The organism is Bradyrhizobium sp. UFLA05-153, assembly GCF_054185185.1.
In genome coordinates, this window is sequence record NZ_JBBIAM010000049.1 from 1 (window position 1) to 20,046 (window position 20,046).

The window sequence follows — 20,046 nt, forward strand, 5'->3', positions numbered from 1 at the left end:
CTTGTTGCGGGGCATCGCCGCGTCTCGGCAGGCAACGAAAATTATGACGCAGTAGTATTAGCGAAGCGTAACCCACCGCTTCTCTCGACGCGGACAGCCAAGAGGTGGGTTACGCTTTCGGCTAACCACCCTACGATTCTCGATCGTGCTAAAGCTTGCGTATGATTCCCTGGGAAAAGATCGATACCGGCCGGATCCCCGGCTCCGATGGCGAGCTTCGCCTGATGCGCCGCGGCAAAGAGTTTTCCATCATGCTCGGCACCAATGAGCTGATGAACAGCCGCCTGTCGGGCTCCGAGGCCGCACTCGCGACGCTTGCGGCCAAACAGATCGAGAAGGTCGCCCAACCCGTCGTCCTCATCGGCGGATTGGGCATGGGCTTTACGCTGCGTGCGGCGCTCGCCGTGCTCGGAAGCAAGGCGCAGATCATGGTGGCCGAACTGGTCCCTGCCGTGGTGGCATGGGCGCGAGGTCCGATGGCCGAGATTTTCGGTGACAGTCTCGGTGACCGCCGCGTCGAGATACATGAAATGGATGTTGGGCAGTTGATCGAAAGACATCCGCTCAGGTTCGATGCGATCCTGCTCGACGTTGACAATGGTCCGGAAGGTCTCACCCGCAAAGCCAACGACGCCTTGTACGATGACGCCGGGTTGAGAATAGCTCACACGGCGTTGCGGCACGGTGGGGTGCTCGCAGTCTGGTCGTCAGGGCCGCACCCGAAATTTTCACGCCGCCTTCGGGCTGCCGGCTTCGAGGTCAACGAGGTCAACGTCCGCGCCACCGGAAGAGGTGGTGGCGCGCGCCATGTGATCTGGATGGCGAGGAAGAGTTAGGCCGCCTTCGCCACTGTACTCCGGTTCCATTCGTCAGAACATCGTGTTGCTGTTCGCGGGATTGTCGGGAATGGGCGAGAGGCCGCAGCCTCGTTCCCTTGCAATTGCAGAGCGTCTGTATAGCTTTCGCGCCAGCCTGCCGTAAGAGAGTATCCGGTAGCTCACGTAGTCACCGCGAGGAGACCAGTCACGCTGGTCCTAGGCCGCCTTTGCCGCCGCCCCATGCGCGTGCTTGTCGACGGCGTTGATGATTTGCTGCCAGAAGCGCATCGGCAGTGCGTGGCCCATGCCGTCGATCATCAGAAGTCTTGCGTTGGGAATCGATGCCGCGGTGTCCTTGCCGCCTTCGGGGCGTACCAGCGGATCGACGGTGCCGTGGATGACCAGCGTCGGCGTCTTCACGCTGTGCAAGCGCTCCTTGCGGCTGCCGGAGGCGAGCACCGCGCGCAGCTGCCGGCCGACGCCGGCCGGATTCAGCCCGCGCGCGAATACGCGTTCGGCGCGGCCGGGATCGAGCGCCTCTTCCTCCGGAAAATGGCCGGCGCGCAGCACCTTCCAGGTCTCGCCATAGCGCACGATGAATTCCTCGCTGCGCGGTGGCGGCGCCATCAGCATGGCAGCCGCCTCGCGGGTCGGCGGCGGCACGCGGGGATTGCCCGTCGTCGACATGATCGAGGTGAGCGAGCGCACGCGCTGCGGAAACGACAGCGTGATTTCCTGCGCGATCATGCCCCCCATCGAGGCGCCGACGAGATGCGTCGACTTGATTCCGAGCGCATCCATCAGTCCGACCGTGTCCCTGGCCATGTCGATCAGCTTGTAGGTGGCGGCCACCGGAATCTTCAGGAAGCGCAGCTTCAACAGCTCTAACGGCGTCAGCCGCTTGCCGCCGGTCAGATGGCTGGACTTGCCGATGTCGCGATTGTCGAAGCGGATCACGCGAAAGCCGCGGGCGGCGAGCTGTTCGCAGAACGCGTCGTCCCAGTGGATCATCTGGGCGCCTAACCCCATGATCAGCAGCAGAGGCTCGGCGTTGTCGTTGCCGAAAATCTCGTAGCAGATGTCGATGCCGTTGGCGCGGACGATCTGCGGCGGCTGATGAGCGGAAGCATTCACGGGCCCGTTCCCCCTTGCTGGCAGTCAGCGTTGTATCGCACGGTTTGCCGCCGCAAAGAAGCCGCGTGCGCGACATCAGGCCGCCGCTCGTGGGTTGACCCGCCCGTCACAACGGTGTGGTATGGCGGGAAAAGAAGGGCAAGAGCCCTCTACCTGGAGGACGCCGATGACCGACAAGATCAACGATCCGGTCGCCTTGTGGCAGAAGATGATTGGCGAGATGGAGAAAGGCTTCAACTCGTTCGCTACCAATGCGATGGAGACACCCGAATTCTCGCAGGCCATGAACCGGGCCGGCGGCGTGGCTGCGGGTGCTCAGAAGCAGTTCGGCGATGTCATGGAGAAGTATCTTCTCTCGATGAATCTGCCGAGCCGCGAGCAGATGACCGGCATTGCCGAACGGCTGCAATCCATCGAGGGCCAGCTAGGCGAGATCAAGTCCATGCTCAGCCAGATGTCGGCCTCGTCAGGCACGTCGCCAGCAGGCGCAGCGCCCCGGCCGCCGCGCACGAAGCGCCCGCCGCCCGAGAGCGGAGAGTCGAAATGAACGCGCCGACGGGACTTGATTTCGCATCGATCCCGGAGCGCATCCAGTCCGAGGTGCAGCGTGCCATCATGCGCAGCATCAAGGGCGTCGAATATTTCTCGACCTCAGGGCCCACGCTCGGGTCGACGCCGAAGGACGTGCTGCATTCGCGCGGCACGATGAGCCTCTATCACTACCGCCCGATGTCGGAGGAGATCTACCGCGTTCCAGTGCTGATCGTGATGGCCACCACCAACCGCGGCTACATCCTCGATCTCGTGCCGGGCCAGAGTTTTATCGAGTTCCTTTTGAAGCGCGGCTACGACGTCTACATGCTGGACTGGACCGCGCCGCGGCCGGAGGAGAAGAGCCTGGCGATGGAGGACTATGTCCTCGACTTCATCCCGGATTGCGTCCGCCGCGTGCAACAGGATTCCGGCGAGCAGGACGTCTCCGTGATCGGTTATTGCTTCGGCGGCGTGCTGTCGCTGCTCTACGGCTCGATCTTTCGGGATGGGCCGATGAAAAATCTGATCTGCTTCACCACGCCGATCGATTTTCGCGAGATGAAGCTGTTCTCGAATTTTTCCGACCGCCGCTATTTCGACGTCGACCGGCTCGTCGACAGCGTCGGCAACGTTCCGCCCGAGATGATTCTCTCCTCCTTCGAGATGCTGCGCCCCGCCTCGCGCACGGTGAGCCAGATCCAGCTCTGGGAGAACATCTGGAACGACGAGTTCGTCAAATCCTACCGGATGTTCGACCGCTGGGCGACCGACACGCTGCCGCTCGCCGGCGAATATTTCCGCGCCATCACCAAGGACCTGATGTGGGACAACAAGCTCTTCAATGACACCATGTCGGTGGGGGGACGCGCGGCAAAGCTCGAAGACATCAAGGTGCCGATCCTGCATGCGGTCGCCGAGCACGATCACATCGTGCCATATGACGCCGCAAAGCATCTGATCACGAAGATCGGGTCCGAGGACAAGGAAGAGGTGATGCTGAAGGGCGGCCACGTCTCGCTCGTCGCCGGCGCCAACGCGATCAAACGGCTGTGGCCGAAACTGGATACCTGGCTGGGGAAGAGATCGACATGAGTGAAGCGCGTTCCTATCCGCGTCGCGTCAAGACGGATGCTGGAGACGTCGAGATGCGCCTGATGTCCCCGGCAGATGAATCCGCCGTGCTCACCTTCGGCAAGGCGCTGCCGACGCATGATCTCCTGTTCCTGCCGCGCAACATCAGCGAGCCGAAGGTGCTGTCGGCCTGGGTCAAGGAGATCGAGCGCGGCGCGATTCAGAGCCTGCTCGCGGTGAAGGACGGCAAGGTCGTCGGTTGCGGCACGCTGGTGCGCGATCCCCATTCCTGGTCGCCCCATGTCGGCGAGATCCGGATGGTGGTGTCGCAGGACGTCCGCGGGAAGGGGGTCGGGCGGGCGCTGTCGCAGGAGACCTTTGCGCTCGCCCTCGGTGCCGGCCTCGAAAAGCTCTCGGTCCAGATGACGGTTGACCAGCAGGCGGCGATCGCCCTGTTCGAGAGCCTCGGCTTCAAGGCCGAGGCGCTGCTGCGCGACCACGTCCGGGACGTCGACGGCAAGACCCATGACATCGTCGTGCTCGGGCACAACATCGCGCAGGTCCAGGCCCAGATGGAGGCCTACGGGCTGCCAGGCGCCGTCGAACACTAAGAGCGCCGTCCAGCCCTTAGGCAGGCAGCAAGGCCCTGCATCAGCTCCCGAAATGGCCAAGGAGGCATCATGATGCCTCCCATTAAGGCTGTTCACGATTTCGTGATATCGCAGTGCAACAGGAATGTTGCGACGCACAATTAACTGTGTCATATAAGCCGTGCCCCGGGCCAATCCGGACGGGGTGAGCCCATAGCTCAGACAATTGAGGATGGAGAGACCCCATGACGACCGAAACCAACACCGCTTTCGAGGGCTTCAAGGACGCGTTCAAGAACATCCAGAACCTGGAAGTTCCCGAGGCTGCCCGCGAATTCGTCAAGAAGACTGCCAACACCGCCAAGGATCGTGCTGCCGAAGTTTTCGCTGGCTCCGAGCGGGTGACCGCCGCCATCGAGAACGCGGTTGCTGAGTCCGTCACCGAGGCCGGCAAGATCAGCCGCAACATCCAGCAGGCGATCTACGAGGACGCCGAGGCGTTCTTCTCCGGCATCGACAAGCTCGCTTCGGCCAAGTCGGTCAGCGAAGCCGTCGAGATCCAGTCCAGCCTGCTCCGTTCGCGCGGCGAAGCGTTCGTCTCGCGCGCCAAGGCGACCACCGACTATCTCGGCAAGCTCGCCGCCAACGGCGCGAAGTCCGCTCAGGACAATTTCGCGAAAGTCTACAACAAGACCGCCTGATGTGTGCGCTCGCGTCGACAAACTGAATTTGAGGCCCGCTTCGGCGGGCCTTGTTTTTTGTACTACTGTCATTGCGAGGAGCGAAGCGACGAAGCAATCCAGAGTCTTTCCGCGGGAAGATTCTGGATTGCTTCGCTTCGCTCGCAATGACGGAGTACTGTGATGTAGTCATGACTCCATCAGGCACCTTCTCCTTCGATGCCCCCGGCGACGCCGAACGCGCGGCCGAGCTGCGCCGCGTCAAGGCGCTGGCGACGTTCGTGCTGGCCTCGACGCTCGCGCTGTTCGTGGTCGCGAAATGGCTGCTCAACGTGCACCCCGTATTCGGCTTCATCGCGGCCTTCGCGGAAGCCGCGACGATCGGTGGCCTTGCCGACTGGTACGCCGTGGTCGCGCTGTTCAAGCGGCCTCTCGGCCTGCCAATTCCGCACACCGCGATCATCCAGAGCAACCAGGCTCGCATCGCCGACAAGCTCGGCGAATTCATCCAGGTGCATTTCCTCGAGGCGGGTCCGGTCGAGGCGAAGCTGATGGAGATCGACTTCGGCTCCTTCGTCGCCGACTGGCTGCGTGACCGCAAGCGCAGCGACGACCTCGCGCGCTTTGCGTTGCGGCTGTTGCCGGAGGCTTTCTCCGCAACGGAAAGCTCGGGCCTGATGACCTTCATCATCCGCCGCATGTCTTCGCAACTGCAGGCCATCGACCTCGCGCCGCTCGCGGCCGGCACGCTGCGCGGCTTCGTTGCGGAGGGGCGGCACCAGGGGCTGTTCGACGATCTCCTGCGCGTCATGCACGACACGCTGACGGGGAAGGAGACAATGGCGATGATCCGCGAGAAGGTGCGCGCGGAATTGCCGACCCTGCTCAGGCTCTATCGCGCCGACAAGTTTCTGGTGAACAAGATCGTGGCGTCTGCGAGCGCCTTCTTCGAGGAGGTGCGCAGCGATCCCAAGCATCCGTTTCGCGGCGAGTTCGATCGCATGGTGCTGACCTTCGTCGACCGGCTCGGCACCGACCAGACCTATACTGACCGCATCGACGGTCTGAAGCGGGATCTCTTGGCGCGGCCCGAGCTTGCGGATCTTGCGCGCACGGTGTGGGCCAACACGCGCGCCTTCATCGAACGTAGCGCCTCCGGCGAGACCCAGGTACTTCAGCATCATCTCGCCGGCATGTTCGTCGCGGCGGGAGAGGCGCTCGCCGGCGACACTGAGCTGCGCGGCGAGATCAACAAGGGCCTGGTCACGGTGCTGCGCAGCTTCGTCGCCGACCAGAAGAGCGGCGTCTCGACCTTCATCTCCGACCAGGTCAAGTCGTGGAATATGACGCAGTTGATTTCGCTGATCGAAATCAACATCGGCCGCGACCTGCAATACATCCGCTTCAACGGCTCGCTGATCGGCGGGCTCGCAGGCCTTGCGCTCTACTCCGCAGAATTCCTGCTCCGGCTGCTGTGACTTTTGCGTCACGGCCGTTAGCATTAACGCGCGGACCTATTGTCGCTCCCGTTTGTACCGGCTTGAATGTCGGGAACCGGCCGCCTAGCTGATTCATGTTGCGCTGCGGAACGATCAAGAAGCCGGCGTCTTGGAATTCATGCCCATCGACCGGCATCGCGGCCGGTGCCTTCAGAGGAAACATTGATGACCGCTACTGCCCAGACGCTGCGCCCGCCGTCCCGCACCCTGATGTTTCTGGAGGGGCGGGCTATCCACGAACTCGGCGCCTTCCTCGGCGCGCTGCCACTGCTCAGCCTCGCGCCGCGCGGCGACGGCCACCCGGTGCTGGTGTTGCCCGGCCTTGTTGCGTCGGACGCCTCGACGCGGCCGCTGCGCTCGTTCCTCAAGGGCAAGGGCTATGCCGTCAGCGGCTGGCGCCAGGGCCGCAACTATGGCCTGCGTCTGGGCGTGCAGGATGCGATGGTCGATCTCGTCCAGGGGCTCAACGATACCCATGGTCGCAAGATCAGCCTGGTCGGTTGGAGCTTAGGGGGTCTCTACGCGCGCCAGCTCGCCAAGATGATGCCGGAGCGCGTGCGTCAGGTGATCACGCTAGGCAGCCCCTTTGCCGGCGATCCGCGCTCGACCAATGCCTGGCGCGTCTATGAATGGGCGAGCGGTCGTAAAGCCGACGAAGTCGATCCGCGCTTCGGCGGCGAGCTCTCCGTCCCGCCGCCGGTGCCGACCACCGCGATCTTCAGCCGCACCGACGGCGTCTGCGCCTGGCAGGGCTGCATGGAGAAGACGGGCGCGCAGACCGAGAGCATCGAGGTCGAGAGCAGCCATTGCGGCATGGGACATCACCCCGCCGCCGTTTACGCGGTGGCTGATCGTCTGGCGCAGAAGGAGGGCCAGTGGCAGCCCTTCGATCGCGGCGGCTGGCGCAGCCTGGTTTACCCCGATCCGCATCGCTGAGCGGGCCTGTATGGTTCGAGACGCGCGGCGCTGCCGCGCTCCTCACCATGAGGGCTTGAGACCTGAATCCTCGCGATAGCTGTTCGACCTCATCCTGAGGAGGCGCGAAGCGCCGTCTCGAAGGATCGAGCCCGGCTTTGGCATTAGCGCAAATCGCGCTATGCCTCTCGCATGGCGCATCCGCTTTCCCGCATCATCGACCAGCTAAAGCGCGAGCCGTCGCGCACCGGCTCCATCGTCATCACCGTGTTCGGCGATGCCATCGTGCCGCGCGGCGGCTCGGTGTGGCTCGGCACGCTGCTCGAATTCTTTGCAGGTCTCGACATCGACAGCGGCGTCGTTCGCACTGCGATGTCGCGGCTTGCCGCCGACGGCTGGCTCACGCGCGAAAAGGTCGGACGCAACAGCTTTTATCGCCTCGCCGAAAAGGGGCGCCAGACCTTCGAGGCCGCGACGCGCCACATCTACGATCCGCCGCCATCCGACTGGACCGGCCGCTTCGAGCTGCTGCTGATCGGCAACGGCGAGGACCGCGACGCCTCGCGTGAGGCGCTGCGCAATGCCGGCTTCGGCAGTCCGCTGCCGGGCGTGTGGGTCGCGCCATCGGGCGTGCCGGTGCCTGACGAGGCTGCCGGTGCGATCCGCCTCGAGGTCTCGGCCGAGGATGACAGCGGCCGCCGCCTGCTCAGCGCGAGCTGGCCGCTCGATCGTACGGCCGATGCCTATCTGAAATTCATGAAGATGTTCGAGCCGCTGCGCACCGCGATTGCGCGCGGCACTGACCTCTCTGACGCCGACGCCTTCACCGCGCGCATGCTCTTGATCCACTATTATCGCCGCGTGGTGCTGCGCGATCCGCTGCTGCCGGGCGAATTGCTGCCGGCGGACTGGCCGGGCAGGGCGGCTCGCGAGCTCTGCGGCGAGATCTATCGCGCGCTCCTGGTCCGGTCGGAACAATGGCTTGATGACCACGGAACCAATGAAAAGGGGACGCTCCCCGCGGCGCGGAAGCTGCTGGAACGGAGGTTCGGCGCCTAAAGCGCGGTGCGATTGGGATAAATCGTCATCGCGCTTCAGGTTATTGTTTGCGCATGATCTCCGCGCAAACGTGTTCCGCGTTTGTCGCGAGGGAAAACCGCTTCGCACTTTTCCGGATCATGCATTGGATTTTATGTTACAGAAATATCTTGCATGATCTAATTTTTGTTATATATTGCCTCCCAATAAATCGGGAGGATGCGCATGTACACCCAAGCGCTGAACACGGCCGAGGCCGACGATCGCGGCCTCGAGGATGCCGCCAAGGCTGCGCAATTCCAGGCGCGGATCGATGCCGAGGAGCGCATCGAGCCGAACGACTGGATGCCTGCGGCCTACCGCAAGACGCTTACCCGGCAGATCTCCCAGCACGCCCATTCCGAAATCGTCGGCATGCTGCCCGAAGGCAACTGGATCACCCGCGCGCCGACGCTGCGGCGTAAGGCGGCGTTGCTCGCAAAAGTGCAGGACGAATGCGGCCACGGGCTCTATCTCTATGCCGCTGCCGAGACGCTCGGCTCTTCGCGCGAGGAGCTGGTCGATGCGATGCTCGCCGGCAAGGCCAAGTACTCCTCGATCTTCAACTATCCGACGCTGACCTGGGCTGACATTGGTACCATCGGCTGGCTGGTCGACGGCGCTGCGATCATGAACCAGATCCCGCTGTGCCGCTGCTCGTATGGTCCCTACGCGCGCGCGATGATCCGCGTCTGCAAGGAGGAGTCCTTCCACCAGCGCCAGGGCTACGAGATCATGCTGACGCTGTGCCGCGGCTCGGACGAGCAGAAGGCGATGGCGCAGGACGCATTGAACCGCTGGTGGTGGCCGGTGCTGATGATGTTCGGTCCGCCCGATGCGGCAAGCCAGCACAGCGACACCTCGACGAGATGGAAGATCAAGCGCTTCTCCAATGACGAACTGCGCCAGAAGTTCGTCGATGCTACGGTGCCGCAGGCCCAATATCTCGGGCTGACCATTCCCGATCCCGGCATGACGCAGGATGCCGACGGACACTGGCGCTACAGCGAGATCGACTGGACCGAATTCAAGCAGGTGCTCGCCGGCAACGGCCCCTGCAACCGCGACCGCATCGCCGCGCGCCGCAAGGCGCATGACGACGGCGCCTGGGTGCGCGAGGCGGCAGCTAGCTATGCAGCGAAACGCCAGCACCGCCAGACCGCGCAAGCTGCGGAGTAGGGAGATCACTATGGCCACGCCGAACACACCGCTGTGGGAAGTCTTCATTCGCAGCCGCAACGGGCTCGCGCACAAGCATGTCGGCTCGCTGCATGCGAGCGATGCCACCATGGCGCTGCAAGCCGCGCGCGACATCTACACCCGTCGCGGCGAGGGCCTGTCGATTTGGGTGGTGCCGTCCACTGCCATTACGGCGAGCGATCCCGCCGAGAAGGGCATGATGTTCGAGCCTGCGGAATCCAAGATCTACCGGCATCCGACGTTTTACGAGGTGCCGGAAGAAGTCGGGCACATGTAGCTCTCTCAACCCTCATGGTGAGGAGCCGCGAAGCGGCGTCTCCGGAAGATGCTTCGCATCGCCGGGCGAACCATGAAGGCCCGTGACGCGCGGCCCATCCTTCGAGACGGCGCTTCGCGCCTCGTCAGGATGAGGTTGGAACAAGTGGCAAGGTGGATTGAACAGATGCCAGTCGCCAACATCCAGGTCTCCGAGACACCGCTCGTGCTCTACACGCTGCGCCGCGCCGACGATGCGCTGATCCTCGGCCATAGGCTGTCGGAATGGTGCGGGCACGCGCCGATGCTGGAAGAGGATATGGCGCTCTCCAACATCGCGCTTGACCTCATCGGCCAGGCCCGCGAGCTCTATACCTATGCGGCCAAGGTTGAAGGCAAGGACAATGACGAGGACAAGTTCGCTTACTTGCGCGATGTTCGCCAGTACCGCAACCTGCTGCTGGTCGAGCAGCCGAACGGCGATTTCGCCCAGACCCTGGTGCGGCAGTTCTTCTATTCCGCCTTCGCCGATCTCTACTGGCGGGCGATGATGACCTCGCGCGACGCAACGCTCGCAGCCATTGCCGCCAAGTCCGAGAAGGAAAGCGCCTATCATTTGCGCCATGCCTCGGAGTGGATCATCCGGCTCGGTGACGGCACCGAGGAGAGCCACGCGCGTGCGCAAGGAGCGATCGATCATCTCTGGTCCTTCACCGGCGAGATGTTTGCCGTCGACGACGGCGAGCGAAGCTTGATCGATGTTGGCATCGCGATCGATCCCGCAACGTTGCGCGACCGTTGGCTGACGACGCTCGCCAATGTCGCCAGCGAGGCGACGCTCACGCTGCCGCAAAACAACTGGATGCAGCAGGGCGGCCGAGCCGGCCGGCACAGCGAGCATCTCGGCCATCTCCTCAGCGAACTGCAATCGATGCAGCGCACCTTCCCGGGGCTGACATGGTGACGGCGCTCGACAGCAAGAGCGATCTGCGCCAGCGCGCATGGGACGCGGCGGCAAGCGTGGTCGATCCGGAGATTCCGGTATTGACCATTGCCGATCTCGGCGTGCTGCGTGATGTTGCGCTTCGCGGCGATCACGTCGAGGTCGCGATCACCCCGACCTATTCAGGCTGCCCCGCGATGAACATGATCGCGCTCGAGATCGAACTGGCGCTGGAACGCGCCGGCTTCCATCGCCCAAAAGTGCGCACCGTGCTGTCGCCCGCCTGGACCACCGACTGGATGAGCGAGGAGGGCCGCCAAAAGCTCCGCGCCTACGGCATCGCGCCGCCGCAAGCCTCTGGTTCGCGCCGCGCGCTGTTCGGCGAGCAGGCGGTCGCATGCCCGCAATGCGGCTCGGAGAATACCGAGCTGTTGTCCGAATTCGGCTCGACCTCCTGCAAGGCGCTCTGGCGCTGCAAGTCGTGCCGCGAACCGTTCGACTACTTCAAGTGTCATTGACCATGTCCGCAGCCGCACCACGTTTTCATCGTCTCGCCGTCAACGACCTCCGCCGCGAGGCTTCGGATGCCGTATCGATGACCTTCGGCATTCCGGGCGAGCTCGCCAGCGACTATGCCTTCACGCCCGGCCAGTATCTGACGCTCCGCACCATGCTCGAAGGCGAGGAGGTGCGCCGCTCCTATTCGATCTGCTCGGGTCCTGACGACGGCGAGCTTCGCATCGCCGTGAAGAAGGTCGACGGCGGCGCGTTTTCGAATTGGGTGGCCGACGAATTGAAGTGCGGCGACGAGCTCGACGTGATGACGCCGACCGGCCGCTTCGGTGCGATCCCGCAAGGCGACACCGCGCGTGTCCATGTCGGCTTTGCCGCAGGCTCCGGCATCACGCCAATCCTGTCGATCGTCAAGGGCGTGCTGGCGCGCGAGCCCAAGAGCCGCTTCTTCCTGTTCTACGGCAACCGGGCGACCGACAACATCATGTTCCTGGAGGCGCTCGAGGAACTCAAGGACCGCTTCATCGATCGCCTCTCGATCTTCCACGTCATCTCGGGCGAGGAGCAGGATATCCCGATCCTGCATGGCCGGCTCGACGGCGAGAAGGTGAGGGTGCTGCTGCGCTCGCTGGTCCCGGCCGCAAGCGTCGATCACGTCTTCGTCTGCGGTCCGTCTGGCATGAGCGAGGAGATCGAGGCGACCTGCCGCGATCTCGGCATTGCGGATGATCGCATTCACGTCGAACGTTTCGTGTCCGAGTTCGGCGGCAAGCCGCGTCCGAAGAAGGCGGTCGCAGCCGATGCGCCGCCGAAGGCCATCGCGTCGCTGATCATCGACGGCAAGCGCCGCGATGTTCCGGTCGCCGAGGACGAAGCGATCCTCGATGCCGCGCTGCGCGCCGGCGTCGATCTGCCCTTCGCCTGCAAGGGCGGCATGTGCTCGACCTGCCGCGCCAAGCTGGTCGAGGGCGAGGCGCCGATGGACATCAACTATTCGCTGGAGCCCTGGGAGCTGAAGGCGGGGTTCGTACTGACCTGCCAGGCAAAACCCTCGTCCGAGCGGGTCGTGGTCGACTACGACCATGTCTGAGGGGCTGCATCAGAACCTGATGATGCAAATGCGTCGCATTATTTGACAGTCTTGAGCGATCGGCAGAACATCGCGCGCAAAAGAACAGGTGGGAGACGCAAGTGAATGTCAAAGCAGCCCTGTCACCGGAAGACATCGCCCGCGCCTGCGCCGATGCGATGTGGGCGGAGGACGACGCCTCGAAAGATCTCGGCATGGAGATCGTCGAGATCGGCCCGGGCTTTGCGACGCTGGCGATGACGGTGCGGCCGGACATGGTCAACGGCCAGCGCATTGCCCATGGTGGCTTCATCTTCACGCTTGCCGATTCCGCCTTCGCGTTCGCCTGCAACTCGCACAATGAACGCGTGGTCGCGGCGCAGGGGCAGATCACTTTCATCAAGCCAGGCAGGCTTGGCGATCGTCTCGTCGCAAGAGCACGCGAAGTCGCCCGCAGCGGCCGTTCCGGCATCTATGACGTGCGCGTCACCGCCGGCGACATCGTCATCGCCGAATTCCGTGGGCATTCGCGTGTCATTCGCGGCACGTGGCTGCCGACGCAAGATCAGTGAACACAAGAACAAACAAATGATGTGGGGAAGCGAGGATGGCTCTGACCAGGCTGAAGGCAGGTGGAAACGCCTATAGTGCCGAGATGGACGCGCACGAGCGCGCCTCGCGCGACGAGATCATGGCGTTGCAGACGCAGCGCCTGGGCTGGTCGCTGAAGCACGCCTACGACAACGTCGCGCATTATCGCAAGGCCTTCGACAAGGCCGGCGTGCATCCGTCCGATTTCAAAGAGCTGTCCGATCTCGCAAAGTTTCCGTTTACGGTGAAGACGGATCTGCGCGACAACTATCCTTTCAACATGTTCGCGGTCCCCCGCGAAAAGCTGGTGCGCGTGCATGCCTCCTCGGGCACGACGGGCAAGCCGATCGTCGTCGGCTACACGAGGGCCGATATCGACACCTGGTCAGAGGTGATGGCGCGCTCGATCCGTGCCGCTGGTGGCCGCACCGGCATGATCATCCACAACGCTTATGGCTATGGCCTCTTCACCGGCGGCCTCGGCGTCCATTACGGCGCGGAGAAGCTCGGCTGCACCGTGGTGCCGATTTCCGGCGGCATGACCGAGCGGCAGGTGCAGCTTATCAACGATTTCCGGCCTGACATCATCACGGTGACGCCGAGCTACGTCTTGGCGATCCTCGACGAGTTCAAGCGCCAGAAGCTTGATCCGCGCCAATGCTCGCTCAAGGTCGGGATTTTTGGCGCCGAGCCCTGGACCAACGCGATGCGCGGCGAGATCGAAGAGGCCTTCGACATGGATGCGACCGACATCTATGGCCTGTCTGAAGTGATCGGTCCGGGCGTCGCGCAGGAATGCATCGAGACCAAGGACGGTCTGCACATCTGGGAGGATCACTTCTACCCCGAGGTGATCGATCCCGAGACCGGCGCCGTGCTGCCCGACGGCGAAAAGGGCGAGCTGGTCTTCACCTCCCTCACCAAGGAAGCCTTCCCGGTGATCCGCTATCGCACCCGCGATCTCACGCGCCTCCTGCCCGGCACAGCGCGGCCGGGGATGCGGCGGATGGAGAAGGTGACGGGGCGTTCGGACGACATGATCATCCTGCGCGGCGTCAACCTGTTCCCGACCCAGATCGAGGAGGTGCTGCTCGCGACCGAGTGGTGCGGAGGCCACTTCATCATGGAACTGACCCGCGAGGGCCGGATGGATGAGCTGACCATCATCGCGGAGGCGCGCCCCGAAAGCTGGGACGGCCGCGGGCTCGTCGACCACGCCGAGCGTATATCGACTCACATCAAGAACACCATCGGCATCACCGCCAAGGTGCGGGCGGTCGCGCCGGCTACGCTGGAGCGATCGCTCGGCAAGGCGAAGCGCCTCTTCGACAAGCGTCCGAAGGATTGACTTGACCGGCCCCAAAGGCGACAAGGCCCGCGAGAAATCGTGGGTCTTTCGATGTCGGCAACCGATAGCAAAACCGTCGAAGCGCGCTGCGTGCGCCTCAATGCCAAGGCCGAGAATGCAGCGGCGCTTGCGCCTCGCGTCGAGCATCACGCGCTCGCCCGCGGCGCCAACGACGTCCTGATCGAAGTGAAGGCCGCCGCCGTCAACCCGTCCGACGTGAAGGCTGCGACCGGCTTGATGCCCTATGCCGTGTTTCCGCGAACGCCCGGCCGTGATTATGCCGGCGTCGTCATCGACGGCCCGGCCGGCACGATCGGCCGCGAGGTGCTCGGCTCCTCTGGCGACCTCGGCATCCGCCGCGACGGCACCCACGCCACCCATCTTGTCGTCGAGCTTGATGCCGTGGTGGAAAAGCCCAAGGCGCTGTCCTGGGAGGAAGCCGCCGGCATCGGCGTGCCCTTCGTCACCGCAATGGAAGGTTTTCGTCGCGCTGGCCTGCCGAAGCAGGGCGAGACCGTGCTGGTGATGGGCGTTAACGGCAAGGTCGGCCAGGCCGCCGTGCAGATCGCGACCTGGCAGGGCGCGCGCGTGATCGGCGTGGGGCGCAAGGCGGAGGCCTATGAAGGCCATACCAACGCGCCCGTCGAGGTGATCGACTCTTCCGCCACCGATGTCGCCGCGCGCGTACGCGAAGTGACCGGCGGCAAGGGGGCGGACATCGTCTTCAACACGGTCGGCGATCCCTACTTCCAGGCCGCGCACAAGTCGCTCGCCTTGCGTGGCCGCCAGATCCTCATCGCAGCGATCGACCGCATCGTGCAGTTCAACATCCTGGAATTTTACCGTGGCCAGCACACCTATGTCGGCATCGACACGCTCGGCCTGTCATCGACCGCGACGGGAGCAGTGCTGCGCGATCTCGGTCCGGGCTTTGCCAGCGGGCAGCTGAAGCCGTTTCCGATCAAGGAAGGCGCGATTTATGCGCTTGAGCGCGCCAAAGAGGCTTACGTTGCCGTTGCCGGTTCCTCGCGCGATCGCGTGATCCTGAAGCCGTAACGATGGCATCGTCGACCCAACTCGTCATCCTTGCAGGCCTCGCCATCGGCCTCGTCTACGGCGCCGTCGGCCTGCTCAGCGATTTCTGCCTGATGAGCAGCATGCGCGGGTACCTCGCGGACGGCGACGGCCGGCTGGTCCGCACCTATGCGCTGGCGATCGCAGTCGCGATCGCGGCGAGCCAGTTCCTTGCCGGAAGCGGCACGGTCGATCTCGGCAAGTCGATCTATCTGCAACAGACCTTCTCGGCGCCGGTGCTGTTCCTTGGCGGGCTCCTGTTCGGCTACGGCATGGTGCTGTCGAACGGCTGTGGCTCGCGCGCGCTGGTGCTGCTCGGCCGCGGCAATCTTCGCTCCTTCGTCGTCGTGATCGTGCTGGCGATCGCCGCCCAGATGACGCTGAAAGGCCTGATCGCGCCGGCGCGCATCGCGCTGGTGCAGGCCTCGCAGACCACCGTGGGCGCGAATTCGCTGCCGGCGCTGTTGTCTGCTTTCGGGCTCGGCGATGCTGCCTCGCGAACGCTCGGTGCTGCCGTGCTCGCGGCCGCGCTGGCGCTGTTCGCCTTTGCCCACGCGGCGTTCCGCTGCTCGCCGGGCCAGATTGCGGCAGGCGCCATCGTCGGTCTCCTGATCGCGGGCGGCTGGTACGTCACCGGCTTCCTCGGCGCTGACGATTTCAACCCAGTGCCGGTGACCTCGCTGACCTTCATCGCGCCGATTGCGGACGCGCTGCAATACGCCATGCTCTCGACCGGCCTGACGCTCAATTTCGGCATCGCCACGGTCGCCGGCGTGTTCGCCGGCAGCCTCGTCACTGCGCTGGCGACGGGGCGCTTCCAGCTCGAAGGCTATTCATCGCCGCGCCACATGCTGCGCTCGGCGGGTGGCGCGGCGCTGATGGGCATCGGCGGCGTCATGGCCTTCGGCTGCTCGATCGGGCAGGGGCTCACTGGCCTCTCGACACTGGCGCTGGCCTCGTTCGTCGCGGTCGCCGGCATTTTGCTCGGCACCGCCGCCGGTCTACGCGGCGCGCTCCGCGTTCAGCCTCTCAAGGTCGCCTGACTGCGCAGGGGACGATTGGCGAGTGTCGCAAGGCCGATGCCGGCAACGATCAGCGTAGCCGCGACGGCAAGGCTGATGTCGATGGGCTCGCCGAGCAGGATGGCGGCACTGGCAATGCCGACGATTGGCGTCGCCGTGGTGCCGAGCGACGTCGTCAGGGCCGAGATGCTCTTGTTGACCATCGACATCGCCCAATAGGCCAGCGCGGTCCCGATCAGGCCGGAGTACAGGAACAGCAAGACGAGCCGCGATGACCATTCCACGTGCGGCAGGCCGTCCGTTATCGTTGCCGTGATCGACAACACCACCGTTGCCACGAGCACTTGCCAGATCAGGAGCTGGAGCGGCGAGGCGATCCAATGATGCGATCGGAGATAGATGATGTTCGCCGCCCAGCACATGGCGGCCAGGATCACCATGCCGGCGCCGATCAGGACATTGATATTGGTCCAGTCGATTGAGGAGGGGTTCAAGATCACGGCAAGCCCGGCCAGGCCCAGCATTGCTCCGCCGACTTTCGGCGCGCTCAATGTGTCCTTCCCGAGCAGGGGTGCCGCGAGCGCGACCCAGAGCGGTGTCGTATAGCCGAGCACGATGCCCTTGCTGGCGGGAATGAAGCGCAGGCCGGCGGCGGCCAGTGTCGAGAACAGCGTCATATGCAAAAGCGCCACGCTCAGGATCACGGGGACGTCGTGTCGATCCGGAATCACCAGATTGTTGTTCGCGCGCAGGATCACGAACAGGCCGACGAGCGCGATCCAGCTCCGGATCGCCGCGCTCCACAGCGGGGGGACGAACTGCACCAGCTGCTTCGTCACCGACCAGTTCACGCCCCAGGCCAGCACGACGATCAGGAACAGGCCGATGGCTGCGCGTGGTGACAGGGAGGCGTTCATTGCAAAGATCCTTGAAGCGGCGCAGCCCGGCAGATAGCATCGCAATTGGCACTTAAAAAAGTGCCAGATTGGAAAGAACTAAGGTGCCAGTTTCCGATGCAATGATCTCCGGGCTTATCACGCTGGAGCGATCCGGCGAGGCAGGGCTGGTAGTGCAATTGACCGGCCAGCTCAGGCGCCTGATCGCGAGCGGTCGGATCGGCAAGGATCGTGTGCTGCCGTCGAGCCGCCGGCTTGCGAGCGATCTCGGCGTGTCCCGCAACACCGTCAGCTTCGCGTTCGAGCAGCTCGCCGCTGAGGGCTACCTCGCGATGTCGCACGGGCGGCGTCCGGTGGTGATGGTCGATGGCGGCGAACGGACCGAGGGAGCAGGCACCGCCGTATCGCGCGTGCAGCCCGGAAAGCCCCGGCTCTCGCCCTGGGCCTCCAAGTTGCGCGAGACGGACTGGCCGATGTCTTATCTCGCGTCGTTGCGACCGCTAAGGCCCGGCCACGCCGACGCCCGGGAGTTTCCGAACGAGATCTGGGCACGTTGCCTGCGCCGCAGCGCCGTGCAGTCGGCGAGGCGCGAGATCGGAGCGGTCAACCGGCCGCGCCTGCGGGAGGCTTTGGCGCAGTATCTTGCGACCAGCAGGGGCGTTCGCGTAGCGGCGGCGCAGGTGATGATCCTGCCGAGCGCGCAGGCCGCGCTGACCTTGATTGCCGCCACGCTTATCACGCCCGGTGACGAGGTCTGGGTGGAGGATCCAGGCTATCCGGGTGCCACGGCCGCCTTCCGCGCTTCCGGCGCACGCGTGGTCGGCATGGGGCTGGATGAGCAGGGCATGCAGCGGGTAGCTGGAACGGTCGCGCCAAGGCTCATCTTCATGACGCCATCGCACCAGCACCCGACGGGGCGATTGATGTCGCTTGTCCGCCGCACCGAATTTCTCGCTGCAAGCCGGCCGGGCAAGACCTGGATCATCGAAGACGACTACGACGGCGAATTCCACTACGACAGCCGGCCGGTGCCCTCCTTGCAAGGGCTCGATGCCCACGGCCGCGTGTTCTATGTCGGCACCTTTTCGAAGGTGATGACCTCGGACATCCGCCTCGGATATCTCGTCGCGCCGCCGGCCCTGTGCGACACGTTGGAGATCGCGCAGCGGCACATGGGACTGATCGCGGCCAGTCACATCCAGGAAGCGCTGGCCGAGTTCATCATCGATGGACACTTCCTCGCACACCTTCGCCGGATGCGCCGCCTCTACCACGCGCGCCGCAATCACCTCGTCGGCGAGATGGAACGCCGTCTGGGTGGCCTTCTTGAGGTCGAGACGCCCTCGGGCGGCATCCAACTCGTTGCACGCCTCAAGCGCGGCGGCGCAGACCGGGCAGCGGTCAAGCGGCTGGTTGAGGCTGGAGTCGAGACGCGGGCGTTATCGACCCTGTCGCTCGGCCGGCCGCGCGATCATGGCTTGCTGCTCGGCTTTGCGGCCTGGCGCGAGAGCGAGATCAGCACGGCCGTGCGGACGATGGCGTCTTGCTTCTAGCGCGGTCGCTCAGTCCGCAGGCTTCGTCACGATCCGGATCTCCGACGTCAGCGTCCGGTGCACCGGGCACTTGTCGGCGATCTCCATCAGCTTCTTGCGCTGCTCGGCATCGAGTGCGCCGTCCATCGCGATCACGCGGTCGATCTGGTCGAGCATGCCGTCGCGGGTCTCGCATTCTTCGCAATCTTTCGCGTAGATCTTGGCGTGCTTCAGCGTCACCGTGACGCGATCGAGCGGCAGCGATTTGCGGTCGGCATAGAGCCGCATGGTCATGGACGTGCAGGCGCCAAGGCCAGCGAGCAGGAAATCATAGGGGCCGGGGCCGGCATCCTCGCCGCCGGCCGCGACCGGCTCGTCGGCCACCAGCCGATGCGGCCCGACGGAGATCAACTGGTTGAACTTGCTCTTGCGGGTCTCCTGTACGATGACCTGGCGCGGCGCCTCGGGGAGGCCTGCCACTTTCGCCGGTCTTGCAGCTTCGACATAGCGGCTCGCCCAGGCCGCGATCACGTCGGCGACATAAACGGCATCGCTCGCCTTGCTGAGCAGATGATCGGCGTGGTCGAGCGAGACGAAGCTCTTCGGATGTTTCGCCGAGACGAAGATCTTCGTCGCATTGTCGATGCCGACGGTGTCGTCGACGGGCGAATGCATCACCAGCAGCGCCTTGTGCAAGCCCGTGATATCCTTCATCAACTCGTGCTCGACGATGTCGTCGAGGAATTCGCGCTTGATGCGGAAGGGCCGCCCTGCGAGCGACACCTCGACCTCGCCCTGCGTACGGATGTCGTTCAGATGTTCCCTGAATAGCCCGGTGACGTGCGCTGGGTCGGATGGCGCAGCAATCGTCACCACCGCCTTGGGCTCCGGAATCTTTCCGGCTGCCGCCAGGATCGCAGCGCCACCGAGGCTATGGCCGATCAGGATCGCTGGCGCCTTTCGTGTTGCGCGCAGATGATCGGCGGCGTGCACGAGATCGGCAACGTTGGAGGAGAAGGTGGAGTTGGCGAAGTCGCCTTCGCTCGAGCCAAGCCCGGTGAAATCGAAGCGCAGCACGGCGATGCCTTTTGCTGCGAGAGCGACCGCGATCCGGCGTGCGGCCAGCACGTCCTTGCCGCAGGTGAAGCAGTGCGCAAACAGCGCGTAAGCCGCAGGTTCACCCTCCGGCAACTCCAGCGCGGCCGCCAGCAGATGGCCGCCTTCGCCTGTGAATTGAAAGCGCTCCATCGGCATGGGTATCTCCTCGACGTTGGCGTCCACCTCT

Annotated in this window: 21 protein-coding genes; 18 read left to right on the forward strand and 3 right to left on the reverse strand. The window is 64.3% G+C overall.

The window, feature by feature from the left end; translation table 11 throughout:
• Positions 1-161 precede the first annotated feature (161 nt).
• Positions 162-836, forward strand: coding sequence for a spermidine synthase (locus tag Q2941_RS26425; protein ID WP_254113310.1), 675 nt, complete (start codon positions 162-164; stop codon positions 834-836).
• Positions 837-1,034: 198 nt separating this feature from the next.
• Here Q2941_RS26425 and Q2941_RS26430 read toward each other — a convergent pair whose 3' ends face one another.
• Positions 1,035-1,952, reverse strand: a complete 918-nt coding sequence (locus Q2941_RS26430; protein WP_458194190.1) for an alpha/beta fold hydrolase — start codon at positions 1,950-1,952, stop codon at positions 1,035-1,037.
• A 166-nt stretch (positions 1,953-2,118) separates the two neighbouring features.
• On the opposite strand from Q2941_RS26430, the gene Q2941_RS26435 reads away from it, so the two are divergent.
• From Q2941_RS26435 to Q2941_RS26510, 16 genes are all read left to right on the forward strand, one after another.
• Complete coding sequence (locus Q2941_RS26435; protein ID WP_027525805.1) at positions 2,119-2,499, forward strand: hypothetical protein; 381 nt, start codon at positions 2,119-2,121, stop codon at positions 2,497-2,499.
• A complete protein-coding gene (locus Q2941_RS26440) occupies positions 2,496-3,578 on the forward strand; it encodes a PHA/PHB synthase family protein (protein ID WP_027525806.1) in 1,083 nt (360 codons plus the stop codon). The genes Q2941_RS26435 and Q2941_RS26440 overlap by 4 nt, the downstream gene beginning before the upstream one ends.
• Positions 3,575-4,168, forward strand: a complete 594-nt coding sequence (locus Q2941_RS26445; protein ID WP_458194191.1) for a GNAT family N-acetyltransferase — start codon at positions 3,575-3,577, stop codon at positions 4,166-4,168. The genes Q2941_RS26440 and Q2941_RS26445 overlap by 4 nt, the downstream gene beginning before the upstream one ends.
• Positions 4,169-4,392: 224 nt before the next feature.
• Positions 4,393-4,848, forward strand: coding sequence for a phasin (locus tag Q2941_RS26450; protein WP_027525808.1), 456 nt, complete (start codon positions 4,393-4,395; stop codon positions 4,846-4,848).
• A 170-nt stretch (positions 4,849-5,018) separates the two neighbouring features.
• Complete coding sequence (locus tag Q2941_RS26455) at positions 5,019-6,305, forward strand: DUF445 domain-containing protein (protein WP_458194192.1); 1,287 nt, start codon at positions 5,019-5,021, stop codon at positions 6,303-6,305.
• 186 nt (positions 6,306-6,491) lie between these two features.
• Positions 6,492-7,262 carry an esterase/lipase family protein gene (locus tag Q2941_RS26460; RefSeq protein WP_027525810.1) on the forward strand — a complete coding sequence of 257 codons (771 nt, stop codon included), beginning with the start codon at positions 6,492-6,494 and terminating at the stop codon, positions 7,260-7,262.
• A 171-nt stretch (positions 7,263-7,433) separates the two neighbouring features.
• Positions 7,434-8,300, forward strand: coding sequence for a phenylacetic acid degradation operon negative regulatory protein PaaX (paaX, locus tag Q2941_RS26465; protein WP_027525811.1), 867 nt, complete (start codon positions 7,434-7,436; stop codon positions 8,298-8,300).
• 204 nt (positions 8,301-8,504) lie between these two features.
• Entirely contained in the window at positions 8,505-9,497 is a 993-nt protein-coding gene (gene paaA / locus Q2941_RS26470; protein WP_458194193.1) for a 1,2-phenylacetyl-CoA epoxidase subunit PaaA, read from the forward strand.
• A gap of 10 nt (positions 9,498-9,507) precedes the next feature.
• A complete protein-coding gene (gene paaB, locus Q2941_RS26475) occupies positions 9,508-9,795 on the forward strand; it encodes a 1,2-phenylacetyl-CoA epoxidase subunit PaaB (RefSeq protein ID WP_008136594.1) in 288 nt (95 codons plus the stop codon).
• A gap of 165 nt (positions 9,796-9,960) precedes the next feature.
• Positions 9,961-10,737, forward strand: a complete 777-nt coding sequence (paaC, locus tag Q2941_RS26480; RefSeq protein WP_254107021.1) for a 1,2-phenylacetyl-CoA epoxidase subunit PaaC — start codon at positions 9,961-9,963, stop codon at positions 10,735-10,737.
• A complete protein-coding gene (gene paaD / locus Q2941_RS26485; protein WP_027525814.1) occupies positions 10,731-11,234 on the forward strand; it encodes a 1,2-phenylacetyl-CoA epoxidase subunit PaaD in 504 nt (167 codons plus the stop codon). Before paaC ends, paaD begins: the two co-directional genes overlap by 7 nt.
• A 2-nt stretch (positions 11,235-11,236) precedes the next feature.
• Complete coding sequence (paaE, locus tag Q2941_RS26490; RefSeq protein WP_254107020.1) at positions 11,237-12,319, forward strand: 1,2-phenylacetyl-CoA epoxidase subunit PaaE; 1,083 nt, start codon at positions 11,237-11,239, stop codon at positions 12,317-12,319.
• 101 nt (positions 12,320-12,420) lie between these two features.
• A complete protein-coding gene (paaI, locus tag Q2941_RS26495; RefSeq protein WP_027525816.1) occupies positions 12,421-12,870 on the forward strand; it encodes a hydroxyphenylacetyl-CoA thioesterase PaaI in 450 nt (149 codons plus the stop codon).
• Positions 12,871-12,905: 35 nt separating this feature from the next.
• On the forward strand, positions 12,906-14,237 hold the full coding sequence (gene paaK, locus Q2941_RS26500) for a phenylacetate--CoA ligase PaaK (RefSeq protein ID WP_254107019.1): 1,332 nt from the start codon (positions 12,906-12,908) through the stop codon (positions 14,235-14,237).
• 51 nt (positions 14,238-14,288) lie between these two features.
• The gene (locus tag Q2941_RS26505) at positions 14,289-15,293 is read left to right on the forward strand and encodes a quinone oxidoreductase family protein (protein ID WP_458194194.1); all 1,005 of its coding nucleotides are present in this window, start codon (positions 14,289-14,291) and stop codon (positions 15,291-15,293) included.
• Positions 15,294-15,295: 2 nt separating this feature from the next.
• Entirely contained in the window at positions 15,296-16,354 is a 1,059-nt protein-coding gene (locus Q2941_RS26510; protein WP_458194195.1) for a YeeE/YedE family protein, read from the forward strand.
• On the opposite strand, the gene Q2941_RS26515 is transcribed toward Q2941_RS26510, so the two are convergent.
• On the reverse strand, positions 16,333-17,250 hold the full coding sequence (locus Q2941_RS26515; protein WP_254107016.1) for a DMT family transporter: 918 nt from the start codon (positions 17,248-17,250) through the stop codon (positions 16,333-16,335). The two genes, Q2941_RS26510 and Q2941_RS26515, sit on opposite strands and share 22 nt — an antisense overlap.
• 101 nt (positions 17,251-17,351) lie before the next feature.
• Here Q2941_RS26515 and pdxR point away from each other — a divergent pair, with 101 nt between their 5' ends.
• Positions 17,352-18,782 carry a MocR-like pyridoxine biosynthesis transcription factor PdxR gene (gene pdxR, locus Q2941_RS26520; protein ID WP_458194218.1) on the forward strand — a complete coding sequence of 477 codons (1,431 nt, stop codon included), beginning with the start codon at positions 17,352-17,354 and terminating at the stop codon, positions 18,780-18,782.
• Positions 18,783-18,791: 9 nt separating this feature from the next.
• Here the strand turns inward: pdxR and Q2941_RS26525 are convergent, their stop codons facing one another.
• The gene (locus Q2941_RS26525; RefSeq protein WP_458194196.1) at positions 18,792-20,015 is read right to left on the reverse strand and encodes a bifunctional alpha/beta hydrolase/OsmC family protein; all 1,224 of its coding nucleotides are present in this window, start codon (positions 20,013-20,015) and stop codon (positions 18,792-18,794) included.
• Between the last annotated feature and the right edge of the window lie 31 nt (positions 20,016-20,046).

Bases quoted from the DNA above. Each gene is read 5' to 3' on its own strand.
- Q2941_RS26525 (WP_458194196.1), bottom strand. From the start codon at position 20,015: ATGCCGATGGAGCGCTTTCAATTCACAGGCGAAGGCGGCCATCTGCTG.
- Q2941_RS26505 (WP_458194194.1), top strand. From the start codon at position 14,289: ATGTCGGCAACCGATAGCAAAACCGTCGAAGCGCGCTGCGTGCGCCTC.
- paaX (WP_027525811.1), top strand. From the start codon at position 7,434: ATGGCGCATCCGCTTTCCCGCATCATCGACCAGCTAAAGCGCGAGCCG.
- Q2941_RS26435 (WP_027525805.1), top strand. From the start codon at position 2,119: ATGACCGACAAGATCAACGATCCGGTCGCCTTGTGGCAGAAGATGATT.
- Q2941_RS26440 (WP_027525806.1), top strand. From the start codon at position 2,496: ATGAACGCGCCGACGGGACTTGATTTCGCATCGATCCCGGAGCGCATC.
- paaB (WP_008136594.1), top strand. From the start codon at position 9,508: ATGGCCACGCCGAACACACCGCTGTGGGAAGTCTTCATTCGCAGCCGC.
- Q2941_RS26515 (WP_254107016.1), bottom strand. From the start codon at position 17,250: ATGAACGCCTCCCTGTCACCACGCGCAGCCATCGGCCTGTTCCTGATC.
- paaE (WP_254107020.1), top strand. From the start codon at position 11,237: ATGTCCGCAGCCGCACCACGTTTTCATCGTCTCGCCGTCAACGACCTC.
- pdxR (WP_458194218.1), top strand. From the start codon at position 17,352: ATGATCTCCGGGCTTATCACGCTGGAGCGATCCGGCGAGGCAGGGCTG.
- paaD (WP_027525814.1), top strand. From the start codon at position 10,731: ATGGTGACGGCGCTCGACAGCAAGAGCGATCTGCGCCAGCGCGCATGG.
- Q2941_RS26460 (WP_027525810.1), top strand. From the start codon at position 6,492: ATGACCGCTACTGCCCAGACGCTGCGCCCGCCGTCCCGCACCCTGATG.
- paaC (WP_254107021.1), top strand. From the start codon at position 9,961: ATGCCAGTCGCCAACATCCAGGTCTCCGAGACACCGCTCGTGCTCTAC.
- Q2941_RS26445 (WP_458194191.1), top strand. From the start codon at position 3,575: ATGAGTGAAGCGCGTTCCTATCCGCGTCGCGTCAAGACGGATGCTGGA.
- Q2941_RS26425 (WP_254113310.1), top strand. From the start codon at position 162: ATGATTCCCTGGGAAAAGATCGATACCGGCCGGATCCCCGGCTCCGAT.
- Q2941_RS26510 (WP_458194195.1), top strand. From the start codon at position 15,296: ATGGCATCGTCGACCCAACTCGTCATCCTTGCAGGCCTCGCCATCGGC.
- Q2941_RS26455 (WP_458194192.1), top strand. From the start codon at position 5,019: ATGACTCCATCAGGCACCTTCTCCTTCGATGCCCCCGGCGACGCCGAA.
- paaK (WP_254107019.1), top strand. From the start codon at position 12,906: ATGGCTCTGACCAGGCTGAAGGCAGGTGGAAACGCCTATAGTGCCGAG.
- paaA (WP_458194193.1), top strand. From the start codon at position 8,505: ATGTACACCCAAGCGCTGAACACGGCCGAGGCCGACGATCGCGGCCTC.
- Q2941_RS26450 (WP_027525808.1), top strand. From the start codon at position 4,393: ATGACGACCGAAACCAACACCGCTTTCGAGGGCTTCAAGGACGCGTTC.